14 protein-coding genes are annotated in these 16,942 nt (G+C 52.8%); 5 read left to right on the forward strand and 9 right to left on the reverse strand.

Annotation, left to right across the window (positions count from 1 at the left end):
• On the reverse strand, window positions 1-217 hold a 217-nt coding region (locus AC2FNV_RS14775), incomplete at its 3' end, for a VOC family protein (protein WP_496773724.1).
• Window positions 218-352: 135 nt separating this feature from the next.
• Between AC2FNV_RS14775 and AC2FNV_RS14780 the strand changes: the two genes are divergently transcribed.
• Entirely contained in the window at window positions 353-1,069 is a 717-nt protein-coding gene (locus tag AC2FNV_RS14780; RefSeq protein WP_170607228.1) for a response regulator, read from the forward strand.
• 251 nt (window positions 1,070-1,320) lie between these two features.
• Here the strand turns inward: AC2FNV_RS14780 and aspS are convergent, their stop codons facing one another.
• The 4 genes from aspS to AC2FNV_RS14800 all read right to left on the reverse strand — a co-directional run bounded on the left by aspS (window position 1,321) and on the right by AC2FNV_RS14800 (window position 5,565).
• Window positions 1,321-3,096: an aspartate--tRNA ligase gene (aspS, locus tag AC2FNV_RS14785; RefSeq protein WP_170607230.1), complete on the reverse strand. Its 1,776-nt coding sequence runs from the start codon at window positions 3,094-3,096 to the stop codon at window positions 1,321-1,323.
• A gap of 77 nt (window positions 3,097-3,173) precedes the next feature.
• The gene (locus tag AC2FNV_RS14790; RefSeq protein ID WP_367648177.1) at window positions 3,174-3,845 is read right to left on the reverse strand and encodes a CPBP family intramembrane glutamic endopeptidase; all 672 of its coding nucleotides are present in this window, start codon (window positions 3,843-3,845) and stop codon (window positions 3,174-3,176) included.
• Window positions 3,842-4,489: an aminotransferase class IV family protein gene (locus AC2FNV_RS14795; RefSeq protein WP_170607232.1), complete on the reverse strand. Its 648-nt coding sequence runs from the start codon at window positions 4,487-4,489 to the stop codon at window positions 3,842-3,844. The genes AC2FNV_RS14790 and AC2FNV_RS14795 overlap by 4 nt, the downstream gene beginning before the upstream one ends.
• The gene (locus AC2FNV_RS14800; protein ID WP_254442586.1) at window positions 4,444-5,565 is read right to left on the reverse strand and encodes an aminodeoxychorismate synthase component I; all 1,122 of its coding nucleotides are present in this window, start codon (window positions 5,563-5,565) and stop codon (window positions 4,444-4,446) included. The genes AC2FNV_RS14795 and AC2FNV_RS14800 overlap by 46 nt, the downstream gene beginning before the upstream one ends.
• 184 nt (window positions 5,566-5,749) lie before the next feature.
• Here AC2FNV_RS14800 and carB point away from each other — a divergent pair, with 184 nt between their 5' ends.
• Window positions 5,750-9,094: a carbamoyl-phosphate synthase large subunit gene (gene carB, locus AC2FNV_RS14805; protein ID WP_170607236.1), complete on the forward strand. Its 3,345-nt coding sequence runs from the start codon at window positions 5,750-5,752 to the stop codon at window positions 9,092-9,094.
• Between the two features lie 112 nt (window positions 9,095-9,206).
• The gene (locus AC2FNV_RS14810) at window positions 9,207-9,617 is read left to right on the forward strand and encodes a VOC family protein (protein ID WP_170607238.1); all 411 of its coding nucleotides are present in this window, start codon (window positions 9,207-9,209) and stop codon (window positions 9,615-9,617) included.
• A gap of 19 nt (window positions 9,618-9,636) precedes the next feature.
• Here AC2FNV_RS14810 and AC2FNV_RS14815 read toward each other — a convergent pair whose 3' ends face one another.
• From AC2FNV_RS14815 to AC2FNV_RS14825, 3 genes are read right to left on the reverse strand one after another with little or no spacing between them, the layout of a single operon-like run.
• On the reverse strand, window positions 9,637-12,678 hold the full coding sequence (locus tag AC2FNV_RS14815) for an efflux RND transporter permease subunit (RefSeq protein WP_170607240.1): 3,042 nt from the start codon (window positions 12,676-12,678) through the stop codon (window positions 9,637-9,639).
• Window positions 12,679-12,689: 11 nt separating this feature from the next.
• Window positions 12,690-13,727 (reverse strand): efflux RND transporter periplasmic adaptor subunit, encoded by a 1,038-nt coding sequence (locus tag AC2FNV_RS14820; protein WP_170607242.1) that lies wholly within the window; start codon window positions 13,725-13,727, stop codon window positions 12,690-12,692.
• Window positions 13,724-14,191 carry a MarR family winged helix-turn-helix transcriptional regulator gene (locus tag AC2FNV_RS14825; protein WP_170607244.1) on the reverse strand — a complete coding sequence of 156 codons (468 nt, stop codon included), beginning with the start codon at window positions 14,189-14,191 and terminating at the stop codon, window positions 13,724-13,726. Before AC2FNV_RS14825 ends, AC2FNV_RS14820 begins: the two co-directional genes overlap by 4 nt.
• 156 nt (window positions 14,192-14,347) lie before the next feature.
• On the opposite strand from AC2FNV_RS14825, the gene AC2FNV_RS14830 reads away from it, so the two are divergent.
• Window positions 14,348-15,472, forward strand: a complete 1,125-nt coding sequence (locus AC2FNV_RS14830) for a beta-ketoacyl-ACP synthase III (protein ID WP_170607246.1) — start codon at window positions 14,348-14,350, stop codon at window positions 15,470-15,472.
• Window positions 15,473-15,528: 56 nt separating this feature from the next.
• Here the strand turns inward: AC2FNV_RS14830 and AC2FNV_RS14835 are convergent, their stop codons facing one another.
• Window positions 15,529-15,990, reverse strand: coding sequence for a hypothetical protein (locus AC2FNV_RS14835; protein ID WP_170478472.1), 462 nt, complete (start codon window positions 15,988-15,990; stop codon window positions 15,529-15,531).
• A 357-nt stretch (window positions 15,991-16,347) separates the two neighbouring features.
• On the opposite strand from AC2FNV_RS14835, the gene AC2FNV_RS14840 reads away from it, so the two are divergent.
• Complete coding sequence (locus AC2FNV_RS14840; protein ID WP_170607248.1) at window positions 16,348-16,926, forward strand: thymidine kinase; 579 nt, start codon at window positions 16,348-16,350, stop codon at window positions 16,924-16,926.
• The last annotated feature ends 16 nt before the right edge of the window (window positions 16,927-16,942 follow it).

Genomic DNA, 16,942 nt, shown 5'->3' on the forward strand with positions numbered 1-16,942 from the left:
GGTTCTTTTCAAGGAATCCGTTTATCGGGCTGTTTTCACCCAATGGATACAGAAGTTCGATCTTTGTATTAGGTAGCTCGATAAAGACAACGGTAACACCGTGATCAGGTTCGTCCTGAGGGTCGCCCACCTTTGCGCCCAGCGCATTGCGATATTGTGCCGAAGCTGCATCAAGGTCGGGGACGGCGATAGCGACGTGGTTCAGGCGACCGATCATGGATATCTCCTCTGTTCTGCGTTGCAGCGGTTATGGGCGCTGCCCGGCCAAAGGGCAAGTGCGCCAAATTGCCCGTTAACCCGGTGTTAGCTGAGAGTTCCTAGCGTGGGGCATCTGCTGATTAGGAGTTCTGCCATGGACGATTCGGGACAATTCATAACCCGCCCCACGCCCACTAAAATGCGGCCGCTTCTCGGCCAGACCGTACTTGTGGTCGAAGATAGCCGATATGTTTGCGATGCAATCCGCTTGATGTGTTTGCACAGCGGCGCGCGCTTCAGGCGGGCAGACTGCCTAAAGTCAGCGCGGCGGCATCTGCAGATTTACCGCCCATCCGTTATTGTCGTGGATATGGGCCTGCCTGACGGCATTGGGTCAGATTTGATCGCCGAACTGGCCGATGAAGTCATTCGCATTGACGTCATTCTGGGACTCTCGGGCGATGACGGGGCCGAGGCAGAGGCAATAAATGCAGGGGCAGATGGCTTTTTGAACAAACCACTGAAATCTCTGGCCCAGTTTCAAACCGCGATCTTGCGGCATGTTCCAGAAGATAGGCGGCCTGATGGATCTGACTATATCCGTGACGAAACAATACGACCCGATCCCTTAGCCTATCAGGATGATATGGCACAGATTGCCGATGTGTTGACTGGGCCGACCGACCACCGCAGCTTGGACTACGCAGCCCAGTTTTTAAGTGGTGTTGCACGGGATGCCAACGACACGGTTCTGGCCAATGCAGCACAACAGCTGGCTTTGGTCCGCGCAAGTGGTACACCCGTGACAGTACAAGCCGCCAGAGTTGCTGGTTTGGTTCAGAACAGGTTAGAGCAGCACGCAGCCGTCTGAATTGGAGATTGCGTATTTCATAACCGCAACCATTCTGTGCGTCTGGCCTACTTTCAAACGCGGCGTACGGCAAAGGCAATCCGATCCAGCCGAAAAAAACCTCGACGAGCTGATTGAACGAGATTGAACCGCAAGTTCTGCTCAAGCAACGCGAATTAGTACAGCAAACTCAAGACAGGTCGAGGTTCCGTTCGAACCTATGCCTATCGAAAAACAACAAACCGCCCTGACAAGTAAGGGCGGTTCGGTACTTAATCTTGAGGAATAATTCTCAACCCCAGTTCCATCAACTGATCCGGCGTCGGGTCCGAAGGCGCGTCCATCATCAAATCTTCTGCTCGCTGATTCATCGGGAACATCATGACTTCGCGGATATTTGCTTCGTCTGCCAACAGCATCACAATCCGGTCGATGCCCGCAGCACAACCACCGTGCGGCGGCGCACCATAGTGAAACGCGTTAAACAACGCACCAAATCGGGATTTGACTTCGTCTTCACCGTAACCAGCCAATTCAAACGCTTTCAGCATGATGTCCGGCTTGTGATTTCGGATTGCACCGGACACCAACTCGTATCCGTTGCAGGCAAGGTCGTATTGGTAACCGCGCACATCCAACGGATCGCCTTGTAGGGCTTTCATTCCACCCTGCGGCATAGAAAACGGGTTGTGTTCGAAGTCAATCTCACCGGTTTCTTCGTCCTGCTCATAGATCGGGAAATCCACGATCCACGCAAATGCAAAGCGATCCTTTTCGGCAAGACCCAGTTCATCGCCAATCACGTCACGCGCTTTACCCGCGACTTTTTCAAAGGCTTTCGGCTTGCCTCCCAAAAAGAAGGCCGCATCACCTTTGCCAAGTCCCAGTTGTAAACGGACGGCCTCGGTGCGCTCGGGGCCGATATTCTTGGCCAGCGGTCCCGCCGCCTCCATACCGTTTTCGCCTTCTCGCCAGAAGATATAGCCCATTCCAGGCAAACCCTCTTTTTGCGCAAACGCATTCATTCGATCACAGAACTTACGGCTGCCGCCGCCCGGCGCAGGGATAGCGCGGATTTCGGTTCCCTCTTGCTCTAACAATTTGGCAAAGATCGCAAAGCCGGATCCACGGAAATGTTCCGACACAACTTGCATCTTAATCGGGTTACGAAGGTCCGGCTTGTCAGTGCCGTACCAGAGCGCAGCATCCTTATAAGAAATCTGTGGCCAGTGCTGGTCAACCTTACGACCACCTCCGAATTCTTCAAAAATGTCGGTCATAACGGGCTGGATTGTGTCAAAGACGTCCTGCTGTTCAACAAACGACATCTCAAGGTCCAGCTGGTAGAAATCGGTCGGCGAGCGATCCGCGCGAGGGTCTTCGTCTCGAAAGCAGGGCGCGATCTGAAAGTACTTGTCAAAGCCAGACACCATGATCAACTGTTTGAACTGTTGTGGGGCCTGTGGCAGGGCGTAAAACTTCCCTGGATGCAGGCGCGAAGGGACGAGAAAGTCGCGCGCGCCTTCGGGTGAGGATGCTGTAATTATCGGCGTCTGATACTCACGAAAGCCCTGATCCCACATGCGGCGACGCATCGACGCCACAACGTCAGAGCGAAGAGTCATATTGCGCTGCATAGCCTCACGACGCAGGTCCAGGTAGCGATAGCGCAGCCTGGTTTCTTCCGGGTATTCCTGATCGCCAAACACCATCAGCGGCAGCTCTTCTGCAGCACCGAGTATTTCCAACTCGCGAACGTAAACCTCAATCTCACCTGTTGGAAGTTTTGGGTTCACCAGTTCCGGATCCCGAGCCTTGACAGTGCCGTCGATACGGATGCACCACTCAGAACGAACTGTCTCGAGTTCGGCGAAAGCTGCGCTGTCCCCATCACACAGAACTTGTGTCACGCCAAAATGATCGCGCAGGTCGATGAACAAAACACCGCCATGATCTCGTACGCGATGCACCCAACCGGAAAGGCGGACGGTTTCACCAACATTGGCGGCGGTCAGGGCGGCGCAGGTGTGGCTGCGGTAGGCGTGCATGCAATATCCCTTCGGGCACAGAATTCGTCGCGCCGATACACCCCGTCGGGCGCGGAAAGTCAAGGCAGGTCGCACCGTCAGAACGGCCTGTTCACATTGCCCGAATAGAAATAGACGCCCAACCCGACAGCGAAGATTATGTTTCCGGCAATCGCGTGGAGTAAAACCGCGTAGAAAAAAGAACCACGCTTGCGGTATGCCCAAGAAAAAAGCAGGCCACCGCCAAACGTCATAACGGCGACAATCCAGCTCCAGTACATAAGATGGGCAAGCGAAAAAAGCGCGGCGTTGAGAAGGTAAACCTTTCGCCCTTGCGGAAGGATCGCATGATAACGTCGGTAAAACAGGGACCGGAACAACAACTCTTGTGGCAAGGCAGAGGCAATAGGATAGCCAGCCCAGATAAACGCCAGCAGCTCTGGCCTGTTGATTAGAAGGAAAAATGCAGCTTCCGGTCGGGTCAACATAACCATGGATGTACAGATCGCGGTCATAAAAACTGAAAAGACCAGCAACTCCTTCCACGACCAATTTCGCCAGTTGTACCTAAGCTCTGCCCAGTAAAATCCCCGAGTAAAGTGCAACAGGACAATGCCTAGTGCGGTGAACGAAAAAAGCGATGGAAACATCCAGTCAGGCGGAAAGAACACAGCGATAATTACAGGGATCGCAACAAAAAATAGGCCGAACTCCAGCTTGAGCCTATTACGGCTTGGTTCAGTTACTGCCCAGTTTTCGTGCTTTTTCACGTTGTAACAAGCTCCGCCCGGATTAGCCCCCGTAGGGAATTGCCCGCATAGACATTTTTCGCCTTCTGCAAATCACTCAATCTCAACGTTGCGGGTCTGGCCTGACCTGTATCGATGAGTTCCTCACGAAGGATTCCAGGCAACACGCCGCTTGCATCCGTCGGGGTAAGCAGGCAACCGTCAGGCGTTTCTAGAAACAAGTTACTGATCGTACCTTCGCATAGCTCGCCCCGTTCGTTAAGAAAGAGCATTTCGTCCACGCCTGATGGCAATGATGCGCGGGCAGCGTCATAGATATGACGCCTAGTGGTCTTGTGGCGAAGCCAAAAGTCGGATGCGTTCAACCTTTCTTTTGAAATCGCCTGCTGCCAGAAACATGGATTCCCTGCCAATGCTCCGGTCGTTAAATGAAAATTGCCTTTCGTATCTAGCGTAAGGCGACAGCGCAGTGCATTTTCCCCTTCTGCCTTACTCAATGCTTCAACCGCTGAAACTTTGTCGAAAGGTATTCTAAGCGTAGCCGCAGATCGTGACATGCGCGCAAGATGGCGGTCCCGTCGAATGAACCCCTCTTTTGGCCGAAAGGCCAGCGTTTCGATCAGGCGGAAATCAGGCTCAGCTGGCGGGCAAAGCGGGCTTTCCATAACGCCTCCTCATATTCGGACGGGGCAGTGCTGCCCCAAACTACACCTCCTCCTACATTCAAGGTTGCCTGGTTGTCTTCAACCATCAGTGTACGGATCGCCACGTTAAATTCGGACCGCCCATCCGGAGCGGCCCAACCAATGGTGCCGCAATAAATGTCACGCGGCCAAGGTTCGACTGAAGACAGAACTTCCATAGCTCGGATTTTTGGTGCCCCAGTGATTGAACCGCAGGGAAACAGAGCTGTCAGGATTTCAGACAAACCAATGCCCATTTGCAACTGCGCCTGCACCAAAGACACCATCTGATGGACAGTTGCATATGTTTCGACTTTGAACAGTTCTGGCACCTTAACAGATCCGGCAAGTGCAACACGGCTGATATCATTTCTTAAGAGGTCGACGATCATAAGGTTTTCAGCCCGGTTTTTTTCGTCTTCACTTAAAAAGGCGCGCCTTTGGGCGTCCTCGACAACGTTATCGCCGCGAGGTTGCGTACCCTTCATGGGGCGAGTTTCTATTTGCCCCTCTGCGTCAGTGCGAAAGAACAACTCAGGCGACCGGCTTAGCAAATCCGGTAACCCATCCTGCTCAACCCACGCACCATGTCCCACTGGCTGTCCTGCTGCCAACGCAGCAAACAAATTCCCGATGTCTCCATCAAAAGTTATGTCTATAGGAAAAGTCAGGTTAGCTTGATAGATTTCTCCGGCCCCGATGGCGTCATGAACTGCTCGAAAGGCTTCGGAATAAGTTGCTTCATCCCAACGTGGATTGAAGTCCAACACCCCGCCGGCGACCTTGGGCAACGGAGATTGATCAGGATCAGCATAGACGCCAAAACACAACAGCGGTAGGCGCCTTCCGTCAGGAATTAGGTTTGTCAGGCGCGGTTCCAAAGCATATCCCAGTTCGTAACTGGCGTATCCAGCCAGCCAAGCGCCACTCGCGCGCGCCTTATCCAGCGCCGCCATAGCATCGGGTACTTCGGCGGCTTGATCCGCACGGATAATGTCGGTGGGGCGCTGAAAACGGGTTCCTCGCCCAGCCGGTCCCTGATCAAAACGAATTTGCAATTGCGACCCCATTTGCCGTGATGCGCGATATAGAGAAAAAGGCAGCAAGTGAAAGGGGTGAAAGCGGCAAATTCGCCACTGTTTCCGATCCCTCTTGAACCTTTTGGCCCGGTCCCTATAACGCAGGACAATTTGGGCGCTTGGGCAGCGTCCGCGACTCGTGCAAAAGCGAAGGGGCCACGCCATGCCGAAGAGAACCGATATCCAATCGATTATGATCATTGGGGCGGGCCCCATTGTCATCGGCCAAGCCTGCGAATTCGACTATTCCGGTGCACAGGCTTGCAAGGCGCTGCGTGAAGAAGGCTATCGTGTCATTCTGGTGAACTCGAACCCGGCCACGATCATGACCGACCCCGGTTTGGCAGACGCGACCTATATTGAACCGATCACGCCTGATGTCGTCGCCAAGATCATCGAGAAAGAGCGCCCCGATGCCCTACTGCCCACGATGGGCGGACAAACCGGCCTGAACACATCGCTTGCCTTGGAAGAGATGGGGGTATTGGACAAGTTCGGTGTCGAGATGATCGGAGCTAAACGCGACGCCATTGAAATGGCCGAAGATCGCAAACTCTTCCGAGAGGCAATGGATCGTCTGGGCCTGGAGAATCCAAAAGCTACAATTGTTACCGCGCCGCGCAAGGAAGACGGTAATGCAGATCTGGATGCAGGTGTTCAAATCGCTTTGGGCGAATTGGAAGAAATCGGTCTGCCCGCAATTATACGCCCCGCCTTTACTTTGGGCGGCACAGGTGGCGGAGTTGCCTATAACCGCGAAGACTTCATTCACTTCTGCCGATCAGGCATGGACGCGTCACCGGTGAACCAAATTTTGGTCGACGAAAGTCTTTTGGGGTGGAAAGAATTCGAAATGGAAGTGGTGCGCGACACTGCCGACAATGCCATTATCGTTTGCTCCATTGAAAACGTCGATCCGATGGGCGTGCACACGGGTGACTCAATCACAGTCGCTCCAGCGCTAACTTTGACGGATAAAGAATATCAGATCATGCGGAACGGTTCGATTGCTGTGTTGCGTGAGATTGGTGTCGAAACAGGTGGTTCAAACGTACAATGGGCGATCAACCCAGACGACGGCCGGATGGTTGTTATCGAAATGAACCCGCGCGTGTCACGTTCTTCTGCGCTTGCTTCCAAGGCGACCGGATTTCCGATAGCCAAAGTCGCAGCGAAACTGGCCGTGGGTTATACGTTGGACGAGTTGGACAACGATATCACAAAAGTTACGCCAGCCTCGTTCGAGCCGACCATTGACTATGTGGTCAGCAAGATTCCGAAATTTGCCTTTGAAAAGTTCCCGGGTTCCAAGCCATATCTGACCACCGCGATGAAGTCGGTTGGCGAGGCAATGTCCATTGGCCGCACCATCCATGAGTCCTTGCAAAAGGCGCTGGCATCGATGGAGTCAGGACTGACAGGTTTTGATGAGATCGAAATCCCCGGACTGACTGTAGGGTCATGGGACGAAGCCGACGACAAAGCTGCAGTCATGAAGGCAATCAGCCTGCAGACGCCGGATCGTCTTAGGACCATCGCCCAAGCTATGCGGCACGGCCTGACCGATGACGAGATCTTTGGCGTGACAAAATTCGACCCTTGGTTTTTGGCGCGCATTCGCGAAATTATCGAAGCCGAACGAACCATACGCACAGACGGCCTACCCGTCACCGAAGAGGGTATCCGCAAGCTAAAAATGTTGGGCTTCACAGATGCGCGACTGGGCAATCTAACGGGTCGCTCGGAGGACAACGTTCGTCGTGCCCGCCGCAACCTGGGTGTGACAGCCGTATTCAAACGCATTGACACTTGCGCGGCCGAATTTGAGGCACAGACGCCATACATGTATTCGACTTACGAAGCCCCTATGATGGGTGAGGTTGAATGCGAAGCCCGGCCAAGCGACCGTAAAAAGGTTGTCATACTTGGCGGTGGCCCCAACCGCATAGGTCAGGGTATCGAGTTTGATTATTGCTGTTGCCATGCATGTTTCGCGCTGACCGATGCAGGGTACGAAACCATAATGGTGAACTGTAACCCCGAAACAGTCAGTACAGACTACGATACTTCGGACAGGCTGTATTTTGAACCGCTGACGTTTGAACACGTTATGGAAATTCTGACCAAGGAACAGGAGAACGGCACCTTGCACGGTGTAATAGTTCAGTTTGGCGGTCAGACTCCGTTGAAACTCGCCAACGCGCTTGAGGCGGAAGGCATTCCGATACTCGGAACGACTCCTGATGCTATCGACCTAGCCGAAGATCGCGAACGTTTTCAAGCCTTGGTCAATGAATTGAACTTGAAGCAGCCAAAGAACGGTATCGCCTCAACCGATTCCGAAGCGTTGGAAATCGCAGAAGAAATCGGATTTCCATTGGTAATCCGCCCGTCCTATGTATTGGGCGGACGTGCAATGGAAATTGTTCGCGATATGGACCAGCTGAAGCGATACATTAACGAAGCCGTAGTCGTTTCAGGAGACAGTCCGGTATTGCTGGATAGTTACCTGTCTGGTGCAGTTGAGTTGGACGTGGATGCGCTTTGCGATGGAACGGATGTACATGTCGCCGGCATAATGCAACATATTGAAGAGGCCGGAATTCACTCGGGGGACTCCGCCTGTTCTCTGCCTCCATATTCACTTACCAATGAAATCATCGAAGAAATCAAGAACCAGACATTCAAGCTGGCCAAAGCCCTGAACGTCGTGGGCCTAATGAACGTCCAATTCGCGATCAAAGAAGATGAGATTTATCTTATCGAGGTAAACCCGCGCGCCTCACGTACAGTGCCATTTGTCGCCAAGGCAACGGACAGCGCGATTGCTTCGATTGCCGCTCGCATAATGGCGGGCGAGAAGCTTTCGAACTTCCCGCTGCGCCCGGCCTATCAAGAAGGCAAGGACACCGAGATCGCAGACCAGATGACGCTGGCCGACCCAGACATGCCTTGGTTCTCAGTAAAGGAAGCAGTTCTTCCTTTTGCCCGCTTCCCCGGGGTCGATACACTTCTCGGCCCTGAAATGCGCTCAACGGGTGAAGTCATGGGTTGGGACCGCGATTTCCCCCGCGCCTTTCTCAAGGCTCAGATGGGCGCCGGGATGGTATTGCCTTCGTCCGGTCGAGCGTTCATTTCGATCAAGGACGCGGACAAGACGCCGATGATGCTTGAGGCCGCGCAACTTCTGGCCGCGCAGGGATTCACGCTTGTTGCGACACGGGGCACGCAGTCATGGCTGTCAGGACATGGTGTAGACTGTGAGGCCGTGAACAAAGTGTACGAAGGCCGTCCTGACATCGTAGACATGATGAAAGACGGCCAGGTGCAACTGGTGATGAACACTACCGAAGGTGCGCAGGCGGTTGAGGACAGCAAAGCCATCCGATCGATCGCTTTGTTCGACAAAATTCCATATTACACCACTGCTGCCGCCAGCCATGCGGTTGCAATGGCCATAAAGGCGCAAACAGAGGGCGATGTAGGGGTAAAATCCCTACAGGGCTAACGCATGATTTCAACAAAAGACTAGTAGGACCCCGGTAGTTACCGGGGTCTCTTTTCTTTGAGAATCTGGTAACCTACTGCATCGTTGACCAGTCAGTCCGTGCAGGTGTCCTATGAATTTATTCACGACATACGGAACGAACGACCTTAGTCGCGCCATTCGGTTTTACGACGCGATATTTTCCGTCCTTGAGCAACCGCGCCTTCCCGGCTGGTCAAGTGGTTGGGCTGGCTGGGGAAAAAATGCGGGCCAAGGAACCGGGTTTTGGATATGCCAACCATTTGATGCCAAGCCGGCCAGCGTAGGTAACGGGACGATGATTGCCTTTCCGGCCAAAAGCGCGGATCAGGTTCGACAATTTCATGCGGCTGGTATTAACAACGGCGGAATGAATGAAGGCGTCCCGGGTATTAGAAACCGCTACAAGCCCGACTTCTACGTCGCTTACCTTCGCGATCCGGACGGCAACAAGCTGTCATGCTTTTATTTTCACTATGACTCAGAGATGGATGAAGGCGGCTGAACCTACCGCCCTCGCTTGGTCAAACAGAAGCAAACTCTCGTTTCTCTTCGCGAGAGAAGAAAATTGAGTAAAAAACCGGTGCTGCGACCATTGTGAGGATCGTAGCAAAGGCCAACCCGCCCATGATCGTAACTGCCATCGAGACGAAAAATGCGTCGGTCAGAAGTGGGGCCATACCCAAAATCGTGGTTATAGCCGCCAGCATAACAGGCCTAAGACGTGACACGGACGCCTCGATGATAGCTTTGCGAAGAGGCTCACCCGTAGCACGAACCAAATCAATTTCCTCGACCAGCACGATGCCATTTTTGATCAACATACCCGAAAGGCTTAGCAACCCCAAAAGCGCCGTGAATGTGAAGGGCAGTCCAGTTCCCAGCAGGCCGATCACGACTCCATTGACGGACATTGGCACAAGCAACCATATGATGATCGGCTGCCGGATTGCATTGAACAAAAGGACCGATATCAGAACCATGATCAACAGGCTCAACGGCAATTGCCGACCCAGGCTTTGTTGAGCGTCACCTGAATTTTCATACTCGCCGCCCCACTCCATGTCGTAACCTAAAGGAAGTTCAATTGCTTCGACTGCTGCTCGGACTTCTGAATGGACCTGAGCTGCAGTCATGTCAGGCGGAATGTCTGCGCCAACGGTAATGGTCAGAACCCTGTCGCGACGATGCACCAGCGTATCTAATGATCTGTATTCGAACCCGTCTACCATTTGCTCGATAGGCAAAAAACGCTCGGACTGATCTGAATAAACAACCTGATCGACAATGGAATAGTCTCCATCTGCCGACCTACGCAGAATAATCGGAATCTGTCGGTCGCGCTCGCGTAGAACTCCACCCGTTATCCCGTCTGTCGAGAACTGTAGAGTCGCTGCAATATCCTCACGCGCGACGCCAGCCGTCTGCGCCCGTTCGGTGGCGTATATCGGCTGCACTGCCAATTCTTTTTCACGCCAATCATGATGCACATGCAATGCATTCGGCGAAGCCTGAGACATGACTTGAACAGCCTCTTCCGCAAGCTGACGAAGAACAACCGGATCACTGCCTGAAAAGCGCGCTTGAATCGGATCGCCACCGCCCGGCCCGAAAACCAACCGTCTTGTGCGGAACTCGCCTTCTGGGAATTGCGAAGCCCCAAATGCCGCTAAATCCGCCTGCAAACCTGGGATATCGTCAAGGCTCGCTGTTCTAATGACCATATGACCATAGCTTGGGTTCGGCTTTTCTGCCGAGTAAGTGAGCATGAAACGCGTTGCCCCCTGACCCACAAAAGTTGTGACCGATACGACATCCTCCCGTTCGCTAAGCCAGTTCTCGAAAACGGCCATGTCCTGCGCAGTACGTGCAATTGGCGTACCTTGGGGCAGTTTGTAGTGCACAAAAAACAACGGTGTATTTGAATCGGGGAAAAACTGTTGCTTCATCAGTCCGAAGCCAGCGTAGCATGCGACCGTAATCCCGATGAGACCCGCAACAACCAGCCACTTAAATCTCAGGGCCCAGCGCAGGATCGTCCCGTAGACGCGGAACAAAATTCCTCCATATGCATCGATCTCGCCCTCTTTGCCCTGTTTAAAGAAATAGTGTCCCAGCATCGGGGTCACAGTAATCGCCAAAATCCAACTAAGCAGCAGCGAGATGCCGATTACAGCAAATAGCGAAAACAGGAACTCTCCGGTCGCATCCGGGCTTAGGCCGATACCGGCAAATGCCATTATGCCAATCACAGTGGCACCAAGCAGAGGTATTTGCGTTTTCGACGCGACATCTTCGGCAGCGTCGCGCGAGGGTTTACCACGCAACATTGCGATCTGCATCCCTTCGGCCACCACAATGGCGTTATCCACCAGCATTCCCATGGCAATAATCAACGCACCCAGCGAGATCCGTTCCATCTCGATCGAAAACAGGGACATGAACAACAGCGTTCCGACAACGGTCAGCAGCAAGGTTGCGCCAACAACAACAGCTGCCCGCCATCCCATAAAAATGCCCAAAACAGCGACTACGATGGTCACTGACATGGCTAGGTTCACGAGAAAATCGTTCGAAGCCTGTTCTACCACGACATGCTGCTGATATATGGGAAGAATTTCAACGCCATATGGAATATCAGCATCAAGATCCGCGAACTTGGCATCTGCGCGTTTGCCCACTTCAACGATGTTTTCGGTCGCCAAACCAGCGATACCGAGCGTAAACGCTTCGACCCCATCGTATCGGATAATAACCTCGGGGTCGCTTTGCCGAGCACGGTAGACGTCGGCTGTGTCAAAAAGGTTGATGACCTGACCCTGTGATCCAACAGACAACCCAGCAATGGCCGAAACGCTGTCCGATCCTTCCGCTGTCAGAATTGTTGTTCGGTCACTGTCCGACCGCAAGGAACCCGAGGAGTTTACCGAATCTGCATTTGTTATCGCGTCAGTTATAGCCTGTAGCGGTACATTCTGGTTCACGGTTATTGCCAGGTTGGGTTCGATGAAGATGGCTTCTTCCGGCAGGCCTTGAACTTCGACATCGGCAACGCCTTCGACGCTTAGCAATTCCCGTCGCAAAAACGTTGCCAACTCATGCTTTTCAGAATCCGAAAAACCCTCGGCAGTCACAGCGTAGAACAACCCAAAGACATCGCCGAACCCATCATTGACGAAAGGCGCGCCAACGCCGGACGGCAATGCACGTGCCGCGTCCCGTATTTTGGCTCGTAAACGGGTCCAAATATCGGGGAGCTGGTCTCCGTCGTAGGTGGACTTGACTTCTACCTCAATGATTGAACGGCCAGGTTGATTTACGGACGTAATGGTGTCCACCTCGCCCATCTGCTGAATGGCGGATTCCAAAGGCTCCGAGACTTCCAAGGCGACCTGTTCGGCCGTCGCACCCGGGTATTCTGTAATGATGACCGCATTCTTGATGGTAAAGGCCGGGTCTTCCAATCGCCCCAGCGAAAAAAATCCCCAGATGCCCCCAAATAAGGCGATAAGAATAATCAGCCACGTGTAAATAGGCCGATCAATTGAAGAACGAGCGATATTCATTGATCAGAACCTTAGTTGGAAAGGCCAGTGAAGCGGCGGACGGTTTGACCGTCATCCAATGAGCTCCCACCCGCAACAACAATTTCGTCACCATCCGAGAGCCCCTCCAGAACGCGCACATCACCTGTTTGCGTTGGCTCGATCTTTACGGAAACACGGCTCACTGTTCCCTCATCTGCGCCGACAGGAGAAAACACCATCACGCCCAAGTCACCTTTTGCATCGGCAATTATTGCAGTTGCCGGAGCAACAATGCCAGTGCGGTTATCTTGCACCTTTGCAGTGACAGTCACGGACGAGCCAGGCAAGATTTGCAGGCCTTCTGGTGGTGTTAGGCCAAACTGAATGCGAAATGTCTGTCCCACGCTGGAAGTCTCGGCATCGAATTCGCGAATCTCCAGTGGAAATATCTCGTCACTGACAGGAAACTTTGCCGTGATTTCGATGTCATCCTGCTGACCCGTGCGCTGGAAAAGAATCTCGGGCACATCCACTTCAATCCGCAACTCCGACATATCGTGAATTCGCACAATTGGCGTGCCTGCTGAAACTGTTGTGAACGCTTCAACTGCCCGGCTGGACACTAACGCGTCAAAAGGTGAGGTAAGTGTGGCGTGTTCCAGTTCATATTCGGCGTCCCGAACAGCAATAGCCGCCAATTGCGCCGCTGTCTCCGCGTCGTCCACGGCAACTTGACTGGCGGCTGTGCCACGCAAACGCGACAGACGCGCAACGGTTCGATCAGCTTGATCCTTTTGCAGTCTTGCCCGGTTCAGTCTTAATTCGAATGGCTCCTGATCCAAACGCGCAATTAACCCGTCCTTCGGGATGACGAATCCCTCGGTTATCGGCATATCGACTATTTGACCGCCGACCTGGAAAGCCAAATCTACAGTTTGCCGTGCGGCGACTCGTCCAAAGAATTGACGCGAGAAACCCGGCGTGGTTTCACGGACCTGCATCAGTTTGACAGGTTTCGTTGTTTGATCGGCGAAAACAGGTGTGGTGGCAGTGGACAGAAAAATGCTCAGAAAAATCAGCAATTTCATTTCTTCAATCCTTCGGGAATTCCAGTTTCTATAATGTTATCTCGGATTTTTCGCGCCAAGCGCGCGAACTCGGCTGTTTCCGTGTTATTCAAGCCAGAGGCGCGGTGAAAGACCTCTCCCGCCGCTGTTTCAAGCATGCTGCGGGCATGGTTGCCCTGCTCCGTCAACACCAGTAGCCAAGCCCTCCTGTCTTCGGGGTCACGCTGACGTGAAAGATAGCCCGATGCTTCCAAAGCATCCGCGGTAGCGGTGATTGTAGACGGGACGGTCAACATATCTGCGGCAAGAACTCCCATGCGCTTCGGTTCATCCAATTTAATCAACATGTGGCATTCCTGATGACTCAGATCGGTTTCGATTTGGTCAAAACTCTCTTCCAGTTTCCAGTACAGAGCATACACACCCATCATTGCCTGAATTTCAGGACTAAGGCGCGCCAGTCGGGAACTAATGTCGTCTGTCATACGGAGACTCCACGCTTCCAAAGCGATTTACTTCATTTTTTGAACCATTCAATATGTGAAGTTAAAGATCTATTCAAGTTCCCTCGGGTCAACATCTCTTGATCAAACTCATGTGTGATTGCATTTTGTGCAGATCCGAAACATTCAGGACGCGCCATGTATACGCCCGCCATCACCGGTACCGGAGTCTTTACGCCCAAAAACGTCATAACAAATGCCGAGCTTGTCGAAGCGTTCAATTCTTTCGCCGACAGGAAGAACGCGGAAAACGCTAAAGCCATCGACGCCGGTGAGGTGGAACCGATACAACATTCGTCCGAGGAGTTTATCGTAAAGGCCTCGGGAATTGAGAACCGCTATGTTATGGACAAATCCGGCGTTCTGAATCCCGAAATCATGCATCCGACCTTGAGGCAGCGATCGGACGAAGAGCCCGGGATAATGACCGAAATGGCTGTCGACGCCTGCAACAAGGCCCTGCAAAAAGCCGGGCGTTCGGCGCAAGAGGTGGATTTGGTGATTTGCGCGGCATCGAACCACGAACGCGCCTACCCTGCAATTGCAATCGAAATCCAACAAGCACTGGGAACAAATGGCTTTGGGTTTGACATGAATGTCGCCTGTTCGTCCGCTACCTTCGGAATACAGGCAGCTGCCGATATGGTACGTTCGGGTTCGGTCAGATCAACGCTTGTTGTCAATCCCGAGATATGTTCAGGCCATTTGGAATGGCGGGACCGAGATTGCCATTTCATATTTGGCGACGTTGCAACAGCAACTCTGATTGAACGCATGGAAGACGCGAAGGGACCGCATTTCGAAATAGTTTCGACCCGTTGCGCGACCCAATTTTCAAACAACATCCGAAACAACAATGGTTTCCTTCGCCGCTCGCGCCCCGACGGCCTGGTCGACAGGCGCGATATGCAATTCATGCAGAACGGTCGCAAAGTATTTAAGGAAGTACTGCCGCTGGTAAGCAAGCATATTTCCAGTCATATGGAAGAAGAATCGATAACCAGCAGAGATCTAAAACGCCTATGGCTGCATCAAGCAAACAAAACCATGAATGATTTCATTGGGAAAAAGGTACTGGGGCGCGAACCCGAACCCGGTGAGCAACCAAATATACTGCAGGATTATGCGAATACGTCATCTGCAGGGTCTATTATCGCGTTTTCCAAATATTCGGATGACTTGGAAGAAGGAGACGTTGGACTGATCTGCTCATTTGGCGCGGGGTATTCAGTCGGCTCTGTATTGGTCAAACGGCACGCTTGAGAAGACCGACGCAGTCGCTGAACTACATAGAAAGTGATAGGGTAAAAGCTGGTCGATTAGCTGACGCTTTCCTCTTCCAAATGTAGCTTCATCTCGATCAGTACTTGTTGTAAAAGACTGGTTTCCTTTAGCAGACGCTTTGCCTCGTTCATCGTTATTATGCCGTCTTCGATTGCGGCGTGATATTCCGTCATCAACATCGCAAATCGTTGGCTTAAAGCGATAACGTCCGCATTCACACCTCCGGTGCGCGGAGTATCCGAATTTCGGCAGTCGTAGGACAAAGTAATGTTTTGAAGGTCCGCCAACGCCGACGTCACATGCGGATAGGTCGCAACAGTTTCAAGCCTCGCCACCGCATCTACCGGCATAAACCGATCAGTGTGTTCCGCATTGTCCGAGTAATATCGCCCAAGTGTTGCCTTGGACTTGCCGGTAATTTCGCACGCGGCTTCGATGCCGACATCTTTCACCAATGCCTCGGTGTGCTTTTTCAAATAGGCCCCGATATCTGCCATGTGTGCTACCTTTGCTTCCTACGCAACCGCCCCAATTCTGTCCGTGTCGGGGAAAGGGTGGGCAAATTTCCCATATTTGTCTCACAAATGAAATGCCATAATTCAAGCATCCCTCAGATATGCAGGGATTTTGTGAGTGAGTGGCGGCCGTTCGAGCCGGTAAAGAGTAATGGTGGGGCTGGATTTTCGCCTTGCTACGTTCTGGCCAAATGTTGGCCTGCGGCGGCGCTGTTGTGGAAGCGGGGGTATCCATCCCCAAGAGCTCATGCTCAACCCCGGCAACTGCAATGGCGGCGTCGCGTATTGTACGCTAATTGTTGTCTTGCCCCGCACGTCCGGGCGAATTAGACCCGCGCCATGGCAAAGTTGTATTTTAACTATTCAACGATGAACGCGGGAAAATCGACCGTATTATTGCAAGCATCCCATAATTATCGCGAACGGGGTATGGAGACATACCTACTGACCGCAAAAATCGACGGACGCGCGGGTTCGGGGCGCATAGCATCGCGAATAGGGATCTCGGAACAAGCGGACACCTTCCGAGAAGATGATGATGTTTTCAACATGATTCAAAACCGCTTGAACGCGGGTTCTGTGGCATGTGTTTTTGTGGATGAGGCGCAGTTTCTGACCGAAGATCAGGTGTGGCAACTGGCCCGCGCAGTAGATGATCTGAACGTACCTGTGCTGGCTTACGGTTTGCGTGTCGATTTCCAGGGAAAGCTGTTTCCTGGATCGGCATCCCTTTTGGCGTTAGCCGATGAAATGCGAGAAGTACGTACAATCTGCAAGTGCGGACGCAAGGCTACCATGGTCATCCGTCAGGACGAGAACGGCAATGCGATAACCGAAGGTGCACAGGTACAAATTGGCGGAAATGAAACTTATGTTTCATTATGCCGCAAGCATTGGCGAGAAGCAGTCGAAGGCTAGACAGGATTTGGCAAGC

It is taken from the genome of Ruegeria sp. BHSA163, from assembly GCF_059613365.1.

Excerpts from the sequence above, each read along its gene's own strand:
- AC2FNV_RS14830 (WP_170607246.1), top strand. The coding sequence starts at position 14,348 with ATGTATACGCCCGCCATCACCGGTACCGGAGTCTTTACGCCCAAAAAC.
- AC2FNV_RS14780 (WP_170607228.1), top strand. The coding sequence starts at position 353 with ATGGACGATTCGGGACAATTCATAACCCGCCCCACGCCCACTAAAATG.
- AC2FNV_RS14795 (WP_170607232.1), bottom strand. The coding sequence starts at position 4,489 with ATGGAAAGCCCGCTTTGCCCGCCAGCTGAGCCTGATTTCCGCCTGATC.
- AC2FNV_RS14820 (WP_170607242.1), bottom strand. The coding sequence starts at position 13,727 with ATGAAATTGCTGATTTTTCTGAGCATTTTTCTGTCCACTGCCACCACA.
- AC2FNV_RS14825 (WP_170607244.1), bottom strand. The coding sequence starts at position 14,191 with ATGACAGACGACATTAGTTCCCGACTGGCGCGCCTTAGTCCTGAAATT.
- AC2FNV_RS14810 (WP_170607238.1), top strand. The coding sequence starts at position 9,207 with ATGAATTTATTCACGACATACGGAACGAACGACCTTAGTCGCGCCATT.
- AC2FNV_RS14815 (WP_170607240.1), bottom strand. The coding sequence starts at position 12,678 with ATGAATATCGCTCGTTCTTCAATTGATCGGCCTATTTACACGTGGCTG.
- AC2FNV_RS14835 (WP_170478472.1), bottom strand. The coding sequence starts at position 15,990 with ATGGCAGATATCGGGGCCTATTTGAAAAAGCACACCGAGGCATTGGTG.
- aspS (WP_170607230.1), bottom strand. The coding sequence starts at position 3,096 with ATGCACGCCTACCGCAGCCACACCTGCGCCGCCCTGACCGCCGCCAAT.
- AC2FNV_RS14840 (WP_170607248.1), top strand. The coding sequence starts at position 16,348 with ATGGCAAAGTTGTATTTTAACTATTCAACGATGAACGCGGGAAAATCG.
- carB (WP_170607236.1), top strand. The coding sequence starts at position 5,750 with ATGCCGAAGAGAACCGATATCCAATCGATTATGATCATTGGGGCGGGC.